The sequence below is a fragment of the Salinarimonas ramus genome (assembly GCF_014645695.1).
GTDB classification, from domain to species: domain Bacteria; phylum Pseudomonadota; class Alphaproteobacteria; order Rhizobiales; family Beijerinckiaceae; genus Salinarimonas; species Salinarimonas ramus.
The window spans coordinates 68,895-87,509 of the sequence record NZ_BMMF01000015.1 but is presented as its reverse complement, the minus strand read 5'-3'; the positions used below and the strand labels follow the sequence as shown (position 1 = coordinate 87,509).

The window sequence follows — 18,615 nt, the reverse complement described above, 5'->3', positions numbered from 1 at the left end:
ATGCGCACCCGCAAATCCGCCGAGGACCGTAAGGCCGAAATCGTCGAGGCGGCTCTGCTCATCGCGGACCGGCTCGGGCCGGAGCGGCTCACGATCGACTCCGTCGCCGAGGAGATCGGTCTCACGCAGCCCGGCGTCTTCCGGCACTTCCCCAAGAAGCAGAACCTCTGGGAGGCGGTCGCCACGCGGATCGGGACGATGATGGAGGCGCGCTGGAAGGCCGCGCACGGCTCGGGCGATACACCGATCGACGAGATCCAGGCCCTGGTCGAGGCGCAGCTGCGCTTGATCCAGGGCACGCCCGCGATCCCGGCGATTCTGTTCTCCCGGGAGCTGCACGCCAGGAACGAGGGCCTGCGGACGATATTTCACGGTCTGCTGACGCGCTTTCATCGGATGATCGCGGAGCATGCGTCCCGGGCGAGGGAGACGGGCCTGATGCGTCCGGACGTCGATCCGCAGGACGCCGCCTTTCTCGTCATCGCGCTGCTCCAGGGTCTCGTCGTGCGCTGGTCGATCAGCGGGCGCAGCTTCGATCTCGCGGAGGAGGGAGCCCGCCTCGCGAAGGAACAACTGCGATTGATGACGACGCGGACCGCGGGAGACGAGCCATGACGAGGTTCAGGCTGCTTCTGTTTCTCGTGCCGATCCTCGCTGGGCTCACCGTCGCGGCTTTCTTCGTCGCACGCGCGCCTGGCCCGGAGAAGACGCAAGCGACGCCGTCCGCGGTAGCGGTGCGTGTCGTCGAAGCCCGCATGGAGGAGGTGCGGCCCGTGGCCCGGGGCTGGGGCAACGCCCGGGCGAGCGAGACCTGGACCGCAGTGGCCGAGGTCGCGGGGCGGATCGTCTTCCGCCATCCCGAGCTCGAGTCCGGGCGCCTGATCCTGGCGGGGACGAAGGTCCTGGAGATCGACCCCGCCGACTATCGCCTGGCGATCGCCCAGGCCGAGGCCGATCTGGCGGGGCTCGAGGCGGAGAAGGCGCAGCTCGCCGCGGAAGAAGAGAACACCCGGCGCATTCTCGCGCTGGAGGAAGAGCGGCTCGCACTCACGGAAGAGGAGCTCGCCCGCACCCGCGCCCTCGTCGAGCGGGGGACCGTGCCGCAGACGCGGGCGGACGAGCAGGAGCGCGCCACGCTTCAGATCCGTCGCACGGTGGCCGAGCTGCGCAACACCCTCACCCTGCTGCCGTCACGGCGCGACCGCCTCGCGGCGCAGGTCGCGCGCGTCGAGGCGGCGCTCGCGCGGGCGCGGCGGGACCTGGAGCATACGGCGATCACGGCGCCCATCGACATCCGCGTCGACACGGTCGAGATCGAGCGGTTCGAGTACGTCAACATCGGCCAGCGGCTTCTCGTCGGCCACGGCGTGGACCGGGCGGAGGTGGTGGCGCACGTGCCGCTCGACTCCTTCGTGCGGCTGCTCGGCTCCGCCCACGACGACGATGTCGACCCGCTCGCCGCCTTGCGGGAAGGCCCGGCGGAGCGGATAGAAGCCGTCCTTCGCCTCGTCTCGCATCCCGAGCAGGTCTGGCGCGGCCGGGTCCGCCGGGTGGAGGGAGAGCTCGACCCGCAGGCGCGATCGGTCCGGGTCGTTGTCAGCGTGGACGATCCGTATGCCGGCGCCGCCCCGCCCGCGCGCCTCCCGCTCGTGCCCAACATGTACGTGGAGGCGACCCTCACCGGTCCGCCGCTCCCGCCGAGCGTCGTCGTTCCGGAAGAGGCCGTGCATGGCGGCGACACGGTCTACGTGCGCGACGAGGAGGGGCGGCTGGACGCCCGTCGGGTGCGGGTCGCCTTTCGCCAGCACGGGGAGGCGGTGATCGCCGGAGGGCTGGCCGCCGGCGAGTCGGTCGTCCTCGACGATCTCTCCCCCGCGCTTCCGGGCACGCCCCTCTCGGTCGTGGAGGAGACGCCGTGATCCGCTGGTTCGCCGCTCACCCGACCGCCGCCAACCTGCTGCTCGTCCTGTTCATCGCGGCGGGCGTGATGGCGGCTCCGGGCCTGAAGCGCGAGACCTTCCCCGACTTCCGCCCCGTCGAGGCCGAGATCGTGGTCGTCTATCGCGGCGGCGCCGCGGGCGACGTGGAGGATGCGATCTGCCGCCCGCTTTGGACCGCGCTGCAGCCGGTCGAGGGCCTGGAGGAGCTGACCTGCACGGCGCAGGACAACCGCGCCCGCGCCGTGGCGACGATGAGCGCCGGCGCCGACGCCCTGCGCTTCGTCAACGAGATCCGGACGGAGGCGGCGGCGATCGACGATCTCCCGCACCGCGCCGATCCGCCGATCGTTCGCGAGCTGCACCGCACGGACCGGGTCGCCTCCGTGGCGATCTCGGGCGACCTGCCGGAACGCGAGCTCGACCGCGTCGCCCTGCGCCTCGAGGACGCGATCGCGGCCCTGCCCGAGGTCGCGCGCGTGACGGTCGACGGGATCGGCCAGCGGCAGCTGCGGATCGAGGTCCCCCGGGCGGTCCTCGAGCAGCACGGCCTGTCGGCCGCGGGGCTCGCGGCCACGATCGAGGCGCAAAGCGTCGATCTTCCGGCGGGCGAGCTGGAGACGGCGGCCTCCGATCTGCGCCTGCGCTTCACGGAGGAGCGGCGCAGCATCGCGGCGCTGAGCGACATCCCCGTGCTGACCCTGCCCGAGGGCGCCACGCTGACACTCGGGCAGATCGCGACGATCGAGGAAGAGTACGCGCCGGCGGAGGAGCGGGCCTACGTCGACGGAAAGCGCGCCGTGCTGCTCGCCGTGCACAAGCCGCTGGAGGCCGATGCGCTGCGCGCGCTCGACAGCCTGACGGCGCTCGTCGCGGCCGAGAACGCGGCCCTTCCCGAGGGGATCCGGCTCGAGGTGGTGCAGGACATGACGAGCATCGTGCGCGACCGGCTGGCGATGCTGGTGAAGAACGGCGTGATCGGGCTCGTCCTGGTTTTCGCAGTGATGACGCTCTTCTTCCGTCCGGGCTTCGCGATCTGGGCCGCGATGGGGCTGCCCGTGGCGCTCCTGGGGGCCTTCCTCGCGATGGCGCTGCTGGGCCTCTCCATCAACATGATGACGCTCGTCGCGCTCCTCATGGCGATCGGCATCGTGATGGACGATTCCATCGTGATCTCCGACTCCGTCGCCGTGGAGGCGGCGCGAGAGGGGATCTCGGTCGCCTCGGTCGTGAAGGGCGTCGGCGCCGTGGCTCCGGGGGTGATGTCGTCGTTCCTGACGACGGTTGCGGTCTTCGCGCCGCTCTCGTTCCTCGCGGGCGAGCTCGGCGCGGTTCTGGAGGTGCTGCCGGTCGTCCTCGTCGCCGCGCTCGCGGCGAGCCTGGTCGAGGCCTTCCTCATCCTGCCGCACCACCTCCAGCACGGCCTGCGGAGCACGCAGAGCGCGCCGTCTCGGTTCCGGGCGCGGTTCGACGCGGCGTTCGCCACCCTGCGCGAGCGGGGCGTCGGACGAATGGCCGACTTCGCCATCGCCCGGCGCTATCTCGTGGCGGGGGTCGTCGCGGCCGCGCTGATCGTCACCGTCGGCGCGCTGGCGGGCGGGCTGGTCGAGCGGGAGGCGATGCCCGACATCGATGGCGACGTGCTCGAGGCCCGCATCCTGATGCCGGCGGGCACGCCGCTCGCACGCACGGGCGAGGTGGCGGAACAGGTGGTCGCCGCCCTCGACGAGGTGAACCGCGAGCTGTCGCCCGCACAGCCCGAAGGCGCGCCGCTCGTCAAGCGGACGATCACGCGCTTCAACTACAATCCCGCCGCAGGCGAGAGCGGCGCGCACGTCGCCACCGTGTCGGCGGACCTGCTCGGAGCGGAAACGCGAACGACGACCCTCGACGACCTGATCGCCCGATGGCGCGCCGCCATCGGTCCGCTGCCGGGTGTGCGCTCGCTCGTCCTGACCGAGCCGGGGATCGGACCGCAGGGGATCGCCGTGGAGATACGCCTCTCCGGCCCCGATCTGGGGAGGCTCCGGTCGGCCGGGCTCGCGACGCTGGCGGAGCTCGAGACCTACCGCGGCGTGCGCAACGCCTCGGTGGATCTGAGGCCCGGAACGCCTGAGCTGCGGCTCGAGCTCGCGCGGGGCGCACATGCGCTGGGGCTCACGACGGCGGAGATCGCCGGGCAGCTGCGCGCCGCATTCCTCGGGACCACGATCATGACCGTGCGGGAGGGGGATGTCGCCCACGAGATCGAGATCGTCCAGGCGGCCGCCGATCGCGACGCGCGTGCGGATCTGGAGGCGTTCACGATCGCCCTGCCCGGGGGCGGGACGGTGCCGCTCTCGACGGTGGCGACCATTGAGGAGGCGCAGGGCTGGTCGACCATAACGCACGTGAACGGCGTGAGGACGGTGAGAGTCCAGGCCGAGGTCGACGGCCGGATCGCCAACGCGGACGCCATCGTCACCGCGATCGCCCGGGACTTCCTGCCGGATCTCACCGGGAGCCTGCCCGGAACGAGCTTCGCCATCGGCGGGCAGAGCGCGAACTCCGCCGAGACCGTCGCGTCGATTCTGCGGGGCTTCGCCATCGGTCTCGTCGGCATCTTCGTGGTGCTCTCGTTCATGTTCCGCAGCTACGTCGAGCCGCTCATCGTCATGGCGACGATCCCGCTCGCCTTCCTCGGGGCGATCTGGGGCCATGTACTGATGGGCTACGACATCTCGATGCCCTCGCTCGTGGGCGCCGCCTCGCTCGCCGGCATCGTGGTGAACAACTCGATCCTGATGGTCCAGGTTACGAAGGAGCGGGCGCTGGAGGGACTGGCCGTCGCCGAAGCGGCGGGGCTCGCGGCCCGGGCGCGCTTTCGCCCGATCTTCGTCTCCGTGTCGACGACCATCATGGGAATGGCGCCGCTTCTGCTCGAGACGAGCACGCAGGCGCAGACGCTCAAGCCCCTGGTGATCTCGGTCGTCTTCGGCCTGCTGGCCTCGACCGTCCTGGTCCTGATGGTGCTTCCGGCGCTCTACGCCATCCTCGACGATTTCGGGCTCAGTCGCTCCAAACCGAAGGTGATCACATGACACGCAACCGTTTTCTCGGCGGCTTCGCCGTCGTCTTCGGCCTGATGACGCTGTTCTCCGGAGGCATGGTGCTGTTTGGGCCTACTGACGCCAGGGCAGCGGCAGGAGCGGTCGTCCCGCTCGTGCTCTGGTTCAACTTCGCCTCCGGCTTTCTCTACGTAATCGCCGGGATCGGCATCTTTCTATCGAAATCGTGGGGGCGGCTGCTGGCGTGGCTGATCGTCGGGGCGCTCGTCGTCGTCATGGGGGCTTTCGGCTGGCATGTGCTCGGTGGGGCGCCATGGGAAACGCGCACGCTGGGAGCGCTGACGCTTCGTCTCGTGTTCTGGATCGTCGTCGCCTCGCTGGCGCGCGCACGCGCCACGACGGGACCCGGGGACCGTCCGGCAGACGGTCTTCGGTGAGGACGCTCGAGCTGCGATGAGAGTGCAGCGCCGGCGGATGTCACTGCTCGCGTACGTTGGTCGCCGCGAGATAATCGCCGATCAGCAGCGAGGCGGGTAGAGTACCAGTTCCTCGGTCCGGGCGTGCGTCATGATCTCGCTCGCCAGCTGGGCGATGTCCTCGTTGCCCTCGGACCGGGCCTTGCTCCGAAGTTCGTCGAGAGCCGCCGATATCTCCTTGAGCATCGCTGGAAGCTCCTCCCGAAATCGTTCGGTGCGCGGGATCAGCTCCTTCTTCTGCTCGGCCGAGAGGTCCTCACCCTCGTGCCCGGGCATGTCGACGAGCGCGAAGACCGGGGCCGCGATAAAGAGGCCGCCGATCATGCAGCAAATACGCGTCGCGGTCGGTCTCATGCTCGCTCCTGTCACTCGGCTCCATCGCGGGACCCCGCCTTCCCGCGGCGGAGCCCTGTAAAGGGATGTCCTTCAGGACTGGGACCCCGCGCCGATCGGCGCGAAACCCCGCCGCCGATCCACAGAATGTCGTCGTCGAGGTATTGTGCGTCGCATTGTCACTCCGCCTAACGCCTTAGGCGACCTTGACAGATTGCGGCAGCGGCAAGCGATCATTTGCTATAATCAAATGTGCTCCCAAGGGGGCCTCGGCCGGGGGCGTGAGGGAGATCGTGTGCAATACCGTTCGAAAACGGCAACGGTGGTCGCGCTTGGCTCGACGCTGTCGGGCATCATGCTCGCCCTGTTAATCCTATCGACGTAATCGCGCCCTCACCGGGGACGTGACCGAACGGAGCGTGAACTGCAGTGCGCTGTCGAGCCGGGAGTATTCGCTCGATAGATTGAGGGTGGCCTCGCATGATAGCCATTCCCTCGTTTGTCATGAGAACCCGACCGATTGCGTTGGAAACCATTTATGTCAGCGTATAAATATATATTTGGTTTTTTGATAAAATTCCCTCGCCGATCGGAATGAGACGCCGCAATCATCCAGTATGGCACAAAGTAAAAGAGGATAATGAACCTGATGGCTCGCATCAAAGACGCGAACGCCTATCGGTGTGCAGGGCTGTTTACGTTATAAATTCGAGGCATTATCCCGCTGCGCGGCCCACGGACCAGCGACGACATTGGCGCCTTCCCCAGCCGCGGGTAATTCGATCCTGGGGCGAGGCTTGCCGAACAGAAACCCCTGCGCGTGCGTGCAGCCGTGCTCGGCCAGGAGCCTGCGCTGGGCGGACGTCTCGACCCCTTCTGCCGTCGTCTCGATTCCGAGCGCGGCGGCAAGATCGATGACGGCCTTCGTGATGGCCATGGCACGGGGATCCTCGGTGATGCCGGCAACGAAGCTGCGGTCGATCTTGATGCGCTTGAACGGCAGCCTCTGGAGATAGGAGAGCGACGAGTAGCCCGTTCCGAAGTCGTCCAGGGCGAGGCGTACCCCCATCGCGTCGAGGTGCTCGAGATCGCGCAGGAGGGCTGGATCGGCCGTCAGGAAGAGGCTTTCGGTCACCTCGATCTCCAGACGCGACGGCGCTATGCCCGCGTCCGCGAGGGCGTTCTGAACGATGCTGACGAGATCGACCTTCCCGACTTGCGCCGCCGAGAGATTGACGGCCACCATCACGTCATCGGGCCAGGAGGCCGCCTCACGGCAAGCGGTCTCGATCGCCCAGTTCCCGATCGGGACGATCAGCCCGGTCTCCTCGGCGATCGGGATGAACCTGTCGGGCGCGACGAGGCCGTGCTCGGGGTGCATCCAGCGAAGCAGCGCCTCCGCGGCGCGGACGCGGCCCGTCGCGAGGTCGATCTCGGGCTGATAGAACAGCTGCAGCTCGTTCCGCTCCAGCGCATCGCGCAGATCCGCCTGCAGGACGCGACGATCGGCCTCTTTCGCCGCAAGCTTTTCGTCGAAGAAGCAGAACTGGCCTTTTCCGGAGGCCTTGGCCTTGTAGAGCGCGGCGTCGGCGTTGCGCAGAAGGGGATCGGGAGCGTGGCCGTAGACCCCGCTGATCGCGATCCCGACGCTGGTTCCGATCTGGATCCGGCGCTCCCCGATCGAGATCGGACGACAAACGGCTTCGATGATGCGCTCGCAAATCGCCGCGCAATCCTTCTCGAGTTCTCGCTCGCTCCTGACCAGGACCGCGAACTCGTCGCCGCCAAGTCGAGCGACGAGATCACGATCGCGAACGCACGCGCGCAGACGCGCCCCGACCTCGACGAGAACCTCGTCCCCGGTTGCGTGGCCGAAGGTGTCGTTCACGGCCTTGAAGCGGTCGAGATCGAGCAGCATCACGGCGACGGACCCGCCGGGCGCATCCTCCTCGAGTGCGGACGCGGTGCGACGCTTCAACTCCGCTCGGTTCGGCAGCCCGGTCAGAAGATCGTGGGAGGCGGCGAAGAGCGCCTGTTCCGCGGCTGCGCGCTCCTCGTGTATGTCTCTCATAATCCCGGAGATGCGCCCGACGCGTTCCCCGCCATCGCAGGTATTGCGAGCGACGATCTCGACCCAGCGGTGCTCGCCGCCATCAATCATCATCCGAAAGGCCGCGCTCAGCGTCCTTGCCGGATCGCCCTGGCATGCCTCGATGGCGCAGACGAGATCGGCACGATCGGCCGGGTGCGCGAGAACAATGATGCTATCCAAATTATCAATTTTGGGTACTTCCTCAAATCCGAGATTGAGCCACCAGGCTTCCCCCGTCCAGAAGATACCCGAGTCGAGATTCCACTCGAAGGGACCGAGGCGCGCGCTGTGGGCCGCAAGCTCGAGACGTGTCTTCGCCACGTGCGCTTCGCGATGCGCCGAGACCAGATCGCTGACATCCTGAACCGAGCCGATGAGCTCGCCCTTCTGCGCGTCGAGACGCGCGGTGATCCGCAGCCAGCGCTGCACGCCTCCCGGCTCGCCGATGGGAAAATTGGCAGCGAAGGCCGGCACCTCGCCGCGCGCGCAGGCGAGAAGATGGCCTGCTAGTTCCCGACGGCGCGCAGGAGGCAAGGCCGCGAGCAACGCAAGCCGAGGGCTCTTCCTGTCGCAGAGTCCGGCGAGCACGATCTGCGCCTCGGCCGAGAAGTTGGGGTGGAACCGCCCATGGCTCCAGGTCCAGACACCGATCCGCGCGATCTCGGACATGGTCTCGAGATCGCGGTTGCGCTCCTCCACGGCAAGAAGCAGCGTCTTGCGCTCGGTGACGTCGCTCTCGACTGCAAGGAACCCGGTGAACGTACCTCGTTGGTCGTGAAGCGGCTGGATGTCCAGATCCAGCCAGTAGAGCCGGCCCTCACTTGCGCGATTGAGGATCTCGCAGCGAATCGGCTCTCGGTTTCTCAACGCGCCGCGGATCGCCGAGACGGTCCTTGCGTCCGTCTGCTCGCATTGCAGGACTGAGCCTGGCGTGCGTCCCCTCACGTCTTCGATCCCGAACCCGGAGATGCAAGTGAAGGCCTCGTTGACCCAGGTCACCCGTCCGAGCGCATCGGTGACGATCACGGCGCTCTGGGTCTTGCGGGCGATGGTCGAGAGCGTCCAGACCTCGTCCCGGAGCTCGGCAAGCCGTTTCGCTTCGGCGATAAAACGAGCGCGTGCCGGCAGAACCGAGAGAGCCAGATAGGCGACAACGACGAGCGCGGTGAGCAGAGCCATCACGTCCTGGAGGACGTGCGTGTCCTGCTGCGACTTCCTGGAGATTTTGGTCGTCAGCTCTCGATTCAGTTCAACTGCCGTGCGCGCGGCGGCGGCAGCGACAGCTTCGCCGAGCTGGAGATCGCCTTCCCGGAGGTCGAGGCCAGCAGCGAGGGCGAGAGCCCCTCCGATCCTGTCCCCGAGCGAGGTGACGGCTCTGGCGTATCGCTCGCGCTCGGCCATCTCCGTGCTCTCAAGAAGGACGAGCGCGGTCTCGCTCGCCCCGGCCAGTTCCGCCGCGATCTGCGCGCGCTCGGTTGCGAGCGCGTCCCTCTCGTGCGGCTCGAGACGGGATCGTAGCAGGAGCTTGCCGGTGCGGATCGCGAGCGCACGGTGATCGCCGACCGCGCTTTCCAGCTCGGACAGGACGAGCATCCCCACGTGCTCGCGGTCGCGCTGGCTCCAGCCGGTCCACGCGAAGATCAGGATCATGACCCCCACGAGGAGCGACGGCATCAGCACGTCGCGTCCGGCCTCGCTCGCTGGTATTGCACGCCGCTCGTCTTCCATTGTCGAGCCCCCTTGTGGCGAATACCGATCGGACGGCGCCCTCCAGAATCGGTCGGATGCTGGGTTGCGCTCCGCCTAGCTTGATTCCCGGTAGCCTAGTCGAACAATGCGTCGATCTCGGCTTGCGTGGTCGCATCCAGGGCCGAGAGCGCAGGCCCGTTGAGCAGTGCCCGCTCCCCCGAAAGGTCCGGGTCCAGCACGATCTCGGCCTGGCCGAGCGCGGACAGGCCGCCCCAAATCTCGACCATCCGGTTCACGCGGTCCTCGATGAAGCGCATCGAGGCCAGCACCTTCGAGACACGCTGCCCCGTAATGTCCTGAAAGTTGCAGGCTTCGAAGATCCGGACGACCTGATCGGCTATGTCGCGCGCGGTCGCAGCCTCGTCGCCCTTCAGGCGGGCGATCAAGCTCGCCGAGGCCTCGTCGATGGCCTCGGCCGCGTGCAGGATCGCGTTGGTCGCGCCCTCCGTCCCGGCCACGATTGCGCCGAGTTCGTCGCTCGTCCGCGAGATCTCGCGCCCGTTCGCGTCCGTTAAGTGCAGGGTCGCGACCTCCTGCTTCGTCCTCTCGATCGTGTAGGCGACGGCGTCCAGCTCCGCCTTCATTCGAATGATCTCGGTCCGCTCGCCTTGGACGGGCTCGGCGGCCACGGCGGCACCCTGTGCCCCCGCCTCGAGGAGCTGCCGGATCTCGATGAGCCGCGAGACGATCTCGCCGTTCGCGTGGCCTTGATCCGAGATGTCCGGAGGCGTTTGGAGCCGCTCGATGCGATAGGGCTTGGCGGCGGCGCTCATGATCCGATCACCGCTTGGATTTTGTTTTTCAGGGTCTCCGCATTGAAGGGTTTGACGATGTAGTTGTTGACGCCTGCCTTCTTGGCAGCGATCACGTTCTCCGTCTTCGATTCGGCGGTGACCATGATGAAGGGCGTCGTTCGCGTCTCATCGTCGGCGCGAACGTGCTTGAGGAGTTCGTATCCCGTCATGGGCTCCATGTTCCAGTCCGAGATAACGAGCCCGTAGCGTCGGGCCTTCATCTTCGCCAGCGCCTCGGTCCCGTCGGCCGCATCGTCGACGTCTGAGAACCCGATTTGCTTCAAGAGATTACGAATGATCCGGATCATCGTCTGATAGTCGTCGACGACGAGGACGGGGATGCTGGTGTCGATTGCCATGGCTTGTCTTTCGTCGAGGCGCCGGGCTCAGGCCGCGCGCGCATCCTGGTCGAAGGCGAGGACCGCATCGGCGTCGAGGACGATCAGCAGGCGGTCGCCCAGGCGGTGGACGCCGTGCATGAGCTGCCCCCAGCGCGCATTGAGGTGCACTGGAGTGGCCTCCCGCGTCTCCTGCCGGAGCTTCAGCACCTCGCCGACGGCGTCGACCACCAGTCCATAGGCCTCGCCCTTGTGCTCCAGGCCGATCGCCATGAGTTCGCCGCCCCCGTTCCGATCCGGCAATCCGAGGCACCGGCGCAGATCCACCGCCGTGACCACGCGGCCGCGCAAGTTCAGCAGCCCAACGATCTCGCCGGGCGCCGTCGGCACGGACGTGAGCGAGGCCACGACGAAGACGTCCTGGACGCGCTCGATGCCAATCCCGAACGTCTGGTCCGAGGCGGTCAAGGTGACGTATTCGCTGGCGTCTTCCACACCCGGCTCCGCTCCGGCGGCATGCGTCATGGCGGGCGTCATGCGGCTTCTCCGTAATGTTCGATGCGCGCTTCCGGAATCTCGCCGAGGGCGGCGATCAGCCCGGATCGGTCGAATTTCGCGACGAATTCCTTGATCTGGAGCCTTCGGGCTCGTTCGAGCGCCTGAGCGTCCACGCCCGCGGAGAGCGCGATCACCGGCACGTCGTGCAGGCGGGCTTGAGCGCGCACCGCCTCGACGAAGGCGAAGCCGTCGCGGCCCGGCATCTCGATGTCGGTGACGATCACGTCGATGCGCTTGTCGGCGGAGAGCACCTGCAGCGCCTCCTCGGTCGAGCCGGCGACCATCACCTTGAAGCCCGCCGCCTTGAGAACCGGCGTGAGCATGTCGCGGAAGAAGGCGCTGTCGTCGACGAGCAGCAGGCTACGCGAGAAGCTCGCCATCTTCGGCGGCCCACCGCGCGTCCAGTCCTCGTGGGCGAGCGGCAGGTAATGGGCCACGTTGACGATCTCGGTGGCGCGTCCGCGCACCACCGCCGAACCGACGAGGTCCGAGCGATCGGCCACGAGTTCGATGTCGAGCACGTCGTCGACGATGTCGACGATCTCGTCGACCGCGAGGCCCATCGCCCGCTCGCCGTCCGAGAAGACGACCAGCGCCTGGGAGCCCTCGCGCTTGATCGCGATCGACGGATCGGCCGGCACGAGCGGCATCAGCTTGCCGCGGTACTGGATCAGCGGACGCCCGCCGACCCATTCGATCTTGCCGGCGTCGATCTCCTCGAGGCGCGTGACGAGCGAGAGCGGCACGGCCTTGAGGCTCTGGCCGCCGCTGCGGAAGACGAGGAGGGTCACGGTCTCCTGCTCGTCGGACTCTGCCGCCTCGCCGGTATCCTCGAACCCGTATTGCTGCTCGGCCGTGCCGGAGCCGACCATCTTGGCGACCCCGTTGGGATCGATGATCAGCACCACCGCGCCGTCGCCCAGGATGGTGTTGCCCGAGAACAGCGGGATGTGGCGCAGCTTGGTCGACATCGGCTTGACGACGATTTCCTCCGTGTGGAAGACGCCGTCGACAAGGATGCCGAAGCGCTGGCGCCCGACCTGGGAGACCACGACGAACCCCTCGTCGCCGGCATTCGCGTCGGCCCCGTCGAGGCCCAGCACCTTGCCGGCGGGCACGATCGGCAGGAGCCGGTCGCGCAGGCGCAGCACCGGCGAGCCGTTGATGCGCTCGATCTGGTGGTCGGCGCCCTTCTTGACCCGCACGAGCTCGAGCACGGCCACCTGCGGGATGGCGTAGCGCTGGTTTCCGGCGGCGACGATCAGGGCCGCGACGATGGCGAGCGTCAGCGGGATCTTGATGGTGAAGGTGGTGCCCTTGCCCTCGTCGGACCGGATGTCGACCGTACCGCCGATGAGCTCGATGTTGGTCTTGACCACGTCCATGCCGACGCCGCGGCCGGACACGGCGGTGACCGCCTTGGCCGTCGAGAAGCCCGGATGGAAGATGAACTTGGCGATCTGCACCTCGCTCATGCGCTCGATCTCGGCCTCGGTGCCGAGCCCGCGGTCCACCGCCTTCTTGCGGATGGCGCCGAAGTTCAGGCCCTTGCCGTCGTCGGAGATCTCGATCGTGATCGAGCCGCCCTCGTGATAGGCGTTCAGGCGAATGGTGCCGCGCTCGGACTTGCCGGCGGTGCGGCGCTCGGCGGGGGTCTCGATGCCGTGATCCGCCGAGTTGCGGATCATATGGGTGAGCGGGTCCTTGATGACCTCGAGCACCTGGCGGTCGAGCTCGGTGTCGGCGCCCTGCATCACGAGCTCGATCTTCTTGTCGAGTTCGGAGGAGAGGTCGCGGATGACGCGCGGCAGCTTCTGCCAGGCGGTGCCGATGGGCTGCATGCGCGTCTTCATGACGCCTTCCTGCAGCTCGGCGGTGACGTGCGAGAGGCGCTGCAGCGGCACCTTGAAGCCGTTGTCCTCGTGCCGGCGAGCGATCTCGAGCAACTGGTTGCGGGTCAGCACCAGCTCGGAGACCATCGTCATCAGGTGCTCGAGCGTATCCACGTTGACGCGGATCGTCTGCACCTTGGAGACGCTGTCGGAGGAGCCGCCGCCTTCGGGGGCCTCCTTCTCGGCGGCCTGCGCGTTACGGCCGCGAGGCTCGGGCTTGGCCTCTGCCTTCGCCTCGACCTTGGCCTCGACCTTGGTCTCCGCCTTGGCCTCCGCCTTGGCCTCGACCTGCGGCGCGGGTGCGGGCACGGGTGTGGGCATGGGCGCGGGCGGCGCCTTCGCCGCGACGGGGGGCGGCGGTGGCGGCGCGGTGAAGTCTTCGTCCGGGCCGGGCGCCTCAAGGAAGGCGCGCTCGAGATCGTCGAGGGTGACCTCGCCGGGCTTGGCCTCGCGCTCGACGATGTCGGGCAGCTTCAGAATCTCGGGCTTCGGCGCGGGGGCGGGCGCGGCGGACGGCGCGGGGGCCGCCTCCGCGAGGAGCACGTCCGCCTCGAGGCTCGACATCCGCTCGAGCTCGCCGATGAGGTCGACGTCCTCGCCCTCGGGCTCGACGGCCGTGCGCTCGAGTTCGGCGAGGATCTCCTTGATCCGGTCCAGCGTGGCCAGGATCAGGGACACCGCGTTCGTGGTCACCGGGAAGCCGTCCCGGAACCGCCCCATCAGGGTCTCGGCGGCGTGCGCCAGAGACTCGAGCCGGGGCAGACCGAGGAACCCGCAGGTGCCCTTGATCGTGTGAACCAAACGGAAGATGTTCGAGAGAATCTTCTCGTTGTTGGGGTCCTGCTCGAAGCGAACGAGCTCGACGTCGACCGTGTCGAGATGCTCACCTGTTTCGGTCAGGAATTCGCGCAAGAGGTCATCCATCGGGTTCCCCACTTGGTCGGGCGCGGCTGCGCCGTGATCTTCTTCTTGGCCGCCCGGACCGCGGCTCGGTCCGGGCGGATACGATGACCGCTCAAGCCGCTTTTACGCCCGCGAGGAACGAGCCGACCTCTGCGCCGAGGCTCGACGAGTGGCGAGCGAGTTCCTGGGCCGAGGTCAGGACCTGCGACGCCGCAGCGCCCGTCTCGCCGGCCCCCTGGCGCACCCTCTCGATGCTGCCGGTGACCTGCTCGGTGCCCCGGGCGGCTTCCTGCACGTTGCGCGCTATCTCCTGCGTCGCTGCACCTTGCTGTTCCATAGCAGCGGCGACGCTCGTCGAGATCGCGGCCATCTCTCCGATCGTGGCTGCAATCTCCTGGATCACCGCGACGACGTCCTGCGTCGCGTTCTGAATCTCGCTGATCTGCGCACCGATCTCCTCTGTCGCCTTGCTGGTCTGGCCCGCGAGCTCCTTCACCTCGGCGGCGACCACCGCGAAGCCGCGACCGGCTTCGCCGGCGCGCGCCGCCTCGATCGTCGCATTGAGCGCGAGCAGGTTGGTCTGGCCCGCGATGTCGTTGATGAGCGCGACGACGCTGCCGATCTTCTCGGTCTGTGACGCCAGGGAACGGACTGTCGCGTCGGTGCGCTTGGCATCGTCCTGCGCCTTGCCGGCGATCCGAGACGAGGATGCGACCTGGCTCGTGATCTCCTGAATCGAGGCCGCGAGCTCCTCGCTCGCCGCCGCCACGGTCTGGACGTTGGCCGATGCCTGACCCGCGGCGCTCGCCACCGTCATTGTCTGCGTGTTGGCCTGATCGGCGATCCCCGTCATCGACTGGGCGGTCGCTTCCATCTCCGTCGCGGCGCTGGAGAGCCCTTGCGTCAAGGCGGTGACCTTGTTCTCGAACTCCTTCGTGAGCGCGTCGAGCGCGGCGGCGCGGCGCATCTTGGCCTCGTTCTCGGCCTGCTGTTCCGCTGTCAGACGGCGCGCCTCGAGCGCGTTCGCCTTGAAGACGTCGAGCGCCTTGGCGAGCGCGCCGATCTCGTCCTTTCGCTCGGCGCCTTCGACGGACACATCGAGATCGCCCTGCGCCAGCCGACCCATTCCGCTGGTGATACGCGACAGCGGCTTCGTCACGCCGAAGACGATGACGGCGGCGAGAGCGGCGACCGCGGACAGGAGACCGACCGCGGCGAGGCCGACGAGCCAGGAGGTGGTCGAGGACGCCAGCTCCGCGGACTCCGCCTTGGCTTGCTGAATTTCCTCTTGATTGGCGACGATGCCTTCATTGAGGCGGGCCATCATGTTCTTGCGCGCTGTGCGCCCCTCGCCCGCGGACAGCCTGAACGCGTCCTGGGTCATTCCCTGGCGGGCGAGGTCCACCGTGCGGCCCGAGACCTCGAAAAAGCTCTCAACCTCCCGCTTCAGCTCTTCGTTTCGGGCCCGACGCTCCGGGTTGGTCGCCACCTCGATGAGATTGTTCGCAGCCTCGAGGGCTCGCGCCTTCGCCGCGTTGAAGCCCTCGACATATTCCGTGAGCGCCTCGGGCCGCGTCTCGGAGATGATGTTTTTCTCCTGGATCGTCGCCTCGTTGATCGCCATGCCGAGCACCAGGCCGGTAGCCCTCTGCGTCGCATAGACATCCACGATCCGCTGGCTGGTCGCGCCCAGTTCGTCGAAGCCGTTCTTCGCCTGCCAGACTAGTGTGATCGCGACGAGAATGAGCACGACCACAGGCAGCGCTATCTTCGCGGCGACTGGAATATTTCGAAGCGCTTTCATGCTATGACCCCCGACTACTTCCACACGCTTAATTTATGAGACGGACCATTCCGTCAGTGGGAAGAATTACAGTCAAGTAGCCTTTCCGGGACCTTAATCGGCGCCAGATCTCAAGCCCTTAGGGGTTTCCCCGTAATTTCGCGAATCGAAGAACTGCGACAACGATTGAGCAGCATCTGTTGACGCGACCTCTAGACCAACATTGGTGTCGGCATGATTTTGAGAAGCGAACATCTCCCTACTTCCCGCCCGCTCGACGAACGTCAACGGCTGCTCCACAGGCACGCCGGCCTGGGCGCGGTCGGGCTCGCCGTTTCCGCACTTGAGACGGCGCGATCGTATTTCGAAGACGGACGAGAACAGGTGGCGATCGACGAATGCCTTGATTTACTCGCGTCACTCGATCCGCCGAGGGCGGGTTTGTGTACGCCGCACCTTCTCGGCCCGCGTCGCGATTTTTCGGCTGCCTGACCGATTCGACCCGCCTCCCGTGTGCGTCCCAAGCACGCCTTCCCATGGTGCGGCCACCCGCGCGCGCCGCCTCATGTTTGTCTCGAGTGCGAGCAGTTTCATCTGCCCAGCGAGCTGGTTCATCAGGTCGACGACCTGGCCGGTCTCGCGCGCACTCGGCGAGGCTCCTGACGTCTCCCGTAAAGCCTGGTGTTTGCCGGAGTCCGTTCGGCTGCGCCGCCGAGCTTTCGATGCCGATCCCAGCCTCCGTAACAACCCTTAAGGGTCATGTGCCTAAAAATTGTTCACGGTCACGCAAGCTTTCGGGATCAGCCTTCCGGCGAACGACGCGCGCCAATGCGCCGAGAAGGGCGACCACGCCGCCGCTCATGTAGGAGAAAAAAATGCGAAATCTCTCCATCCGCGCGCGCCTTCTCATGGCGCTGACAGTCCTGTCGCTTCTGCTGATCGGTTCGGTTTCGTCCGGTTGGTTCAGCACCGGGGCATTGAAGAGCGCTCTAGTAACGACCTACCAAGATCGCGTGGTCCCTCTGCGCGACCTGAAGGCCGTCTCGGACCTTTATGCGGTCAACATAGTCGACCTATCGCACAAGCTTCGCGACGGCGCCGTGACCTGGGACGAGGCCGCCACTGCAATCACGGAAGCGCGCACGGGCATCAGGAATCACTGGGACGCCTACGCACAGACGATGATGGACGAGCGCGAGCGTGCCCTCGCCAACGACGCCGCCGCCCTGATGGTGCAGGCCGACGTCACCGTCACGACCCTTTCGGAAATCATAGCAGCGCGCGACAGTGAGCGGCTGGCTCGCTTCGCGGCCAGGGACCTCTATCCTACGATAGACCCGCTTTCGGAGGCGCTCGCCGACTTGGTCGAGTTGCAGCTCGATGTGGCGCGCCTCATCAATGATGACGCAGGAAGGACGATCGCCTTGATCGAGGTTCTGTTCATCGGCATCGTCGTTGTCGCGGTCCTGGGTGTTGTCTTCGCGGCTCAGACCGTCGTTGCGGGCGTCTCGCGTCCGCTGGATCGGATCGCCCGGCAGATGACGGCGCTCGCGAACGGTGATCTGGCCGTCATGGTCACGGATTCGGACCAGCGCAATGAAATCGGCGCGCTCGCAAAGGCGCTCGGGACCTTCAAGGAGGCGCTGATCGCCAAGAAGGCAGCGGACGAAGCCGCCGCTCTGGAGAACGAAGCCAAGATCCGCCGGACCGCGACGCTCGACCGCTTGACCAAGCACTTCGAGAAGACTGTGACGGCGCTTACCGAGGGGCTGTCGAGCGCCTCCACCGAGATGGAGGCGACGGCTCAGTCGATGTCCGGCATTGCAGACGAGACCAATTCCCGCTCCATCGGCGTCGCCTCCGCAGCCGGCCAGACCTCGGCAAACGTGCAGACCGTCGCAGCCGCCACCGAGGAGCTCGCCGCCTCGATCCAGGAGATCACCACTCAGGTGTCCAAGTCGTCCCGTATCGCGACGAGTGCGCGCGAGGGAGCGCAACGAACCGACCAGACGGTGCGCTCGCTCGCCCTGCAGACCGAAAAGATCGGGAGCGTAGTTGCCCTGATCAGCGAGATCGCGAACCAGACCAACCTTTTGGCCCTCAACGCCACGATCGAGGCCGCCCGCGCCGGCGAGGCCGGACGTGGGTTCGCGGTGGTCGCGTCGGAGGTGAAGGAACTCGCAACCCAGACCAGCCGCGCCACGGAGGAAATCGCCGCGCAGATCGGAGAGGTCCAGCAGGCGACCGGAAATGTCGTCAGCGTGATCGAAGAGATCGCTGCTACGATCGGCGAGATGGCCTCGATCTCGACCTCGGTCGCCGCTGCAATGGAGGAGCAGGGCGTCGCCACCAAGGAGATCGCACGCAATGTGCAGGAGGCTGCGCGCGGGACCGAGCTCGTGACCGGCAGCATCGAGGAGCTGCGCCGCGGAGCGGGCGAGACCGGCGCCGCCGCCTCTCAAGTCCTTACTGCAGCACAGGAACTCGCGCGGCATACGGCGAGCCTCGGGAACGAGGTGGACGAGTTCCTCTCCAGCGTGCAGGCCGCTTGATCCCAACATCGAAATTCCGCTCGGCGGTGTGAACACGAGAGGAGCCGCCGGATGGGCAGCAAGCCCGTTCGGCGGCTGTGGCACCAGTGAGTCTTTGCGCGCACCTCTTAATTGCTTCGTTTCTAGCCGAACAAGCCCGACATGCAACTCGCGCATCCGCA

12 protein-coding genes are annotated in these 18,615 nt (G+C 67.1%); 5 read left to right on the top strand and 7 right to left on the bottom strand.

Annotation, left to right across the window (positions count from 1 at the left end; translation table 11 throughout):
- The 4 genes from IEX89_RS21360 to IEX89_RS21345 are packed head-to-tail and all read left to right on the top strand — an operon-like array spanning position 1 to position 5,421.
- Positions 1-615 (top strand): TetR/AcrR family transcriptional regulator, encoded by a 615-nt coding sequence (locus tag IEX89_RS21360; RefSeq protein ID WP_188915308.1) that lies wholly within the window; start codon positions 1-3, stop codon positions 613-615.
- On the top strand, positions 612-1,919 hold the full coding sequence (locus tag IEX89_RS21355) for an efflux RND transporter periplasmic adaptor subunit (RefSeq protein WP_188915307.1): 1,308 nt from the start codon (positions 612-614) through the stop codon (positions 1,917-1,919). Before IEX89_RS21360 ends, IEX89_RS21355 begins: the two co-directional genes overlap by 4 nt.
- On the top strand, positions 1,916-5,017 hold the full coding sequence (locus IEX89_RS21350; protein WP_188915306.1) for an efflux RND transporter permease subunit: 3,102 nt from the start codon (positions 1,916-1,918) through the stop codon (positions 5,015-5,017). Before IEX89_RS21355 ends, IEX89_RS21350 begins: the two co-directional genes overlap by 4 nt.
- The gene (locus tag IEX89_RS21345; RefSeq protein WP_188915305.1) at positions 5,014-5,421 is read left to right on the top strand and encodes a hypothetical protein; all 408 of its coding nucleotides are present in this window, start codon (positions 5,014-5,016) and stop codon (positions 5,419-5,421) included. Before IEX89_RS21350 ends, IEX89_RS21345 begins: the two co-directional genes overlap by 4 nt.
- 81 nt (positions 5,422-5,502) lie before the next feature.
- Here IEX89_RS21345 and IEX89_RS21340 read toward each other — a convergent pair whose 3' ends face one another.
- From IEX89_RS21340 to IEX89_RS21310, 7 genes are all read right to left on the bottom strand, one after another.
- Positions 5,503-5,814: a hypothetical protein gene (locus IEX89_RS21340; protein WP_188915304.1), complete on the bottom strand. Its 312-nt coding sequence runs from the start codon at positions 5,812-5,814 to the stop codon at positions 5,503-5,505.
- A gap of 679 nt (positions 5,815-6,493) precedes the next feature.
- On the bottom strand, positions 6,494-9,613 hold the full coding sequence (locus tag IEX89_RS24655) for a sensor domain-containing protein (protein ID WP_188915303.1): 3,120 nt from the start codon (positions 9,611-9,613) through the stop codon (positions 6,494-6,496).
- 95 nt (positions 9,614-9,708) lie between these two features.
- Positions 9,709-10,407 (bottom strand): hypothetical protein, encoded by a 699-nt coding sequence (locus IEX89_RS21330; protein ID WP_188915302.1) that lies wholly within the window; start codon positions 10,405-10,407, stop codon positions 9,709-9,711.
- Entirely contained in the window at positions 10,404-10,787 is a 384-nt protein-coding gene (locus IEX89_RS21325; RefSeq protein ID WP_188915301.1) for a response regulator, read from the bottom strand. The genes IEX89_RS21330 and IEX89_RS21325 overlap by 4 nt, the downstream gene beginning before the upstream one ends.
- Positions 10,788-10,814: 27 nt before the next feature.
- Positions 10,815-11,303: a chemotaxis protein CheW gene (locus IEX89_RS21320; protein WP_244645625.1), complete on the bottom strand. Its 489-nt coding sequence runs from the start codon at positions 11,301-11,303 to the stop codon at positions 10,815-10,817.
- Positions 11,300-14,140, bottom strand: a complete 2,841-nt coding sequence (locus IEX89_RS21315) for a hybrid sensor histidine kinase/response regulator (protein ID WP_188915300.1) — start codon at positions 14,138-14,140, stop codon at positions 11,300-11,302. Before IEX89_RS21315 ends, IEX89_RS21320 begins: the two co-directional genes overlap by 4 nt.
- A 91-nt stretch (positions 14,141-14,231) precedes the next feature.
- Positions 14,232-15,923 (bottom strand): methyl-accepting chemotaxis protein, encoded by a 1,692-nt coding sequence (locus IEX89_RS21310; protein ID WP_188915299.1) that lies wholly within the window; start codon positions 15,921-15,923, stop codon positions 14,232-14,234.
- Positions 15,924-16,777: 854 nt separating this feature from the next.
- Here IEX89_RS21310 and IEX89_RS21305 point away from each other — a divergent pair.
- Positions 16,778-18,454: a methyl-accepting chemotaxis protein gene (locus IEX89_RS21305; protein ID WP_188915298.1), complete on the top strand. Its 1,677-nt coding sequence runs from the start codon at positions 16,778-16,780 to the stop codon at positions 18,452-18,454.
- The last annotated feature ends 161 nt before the right edge of the window (positions 18,455-18,615 follow it).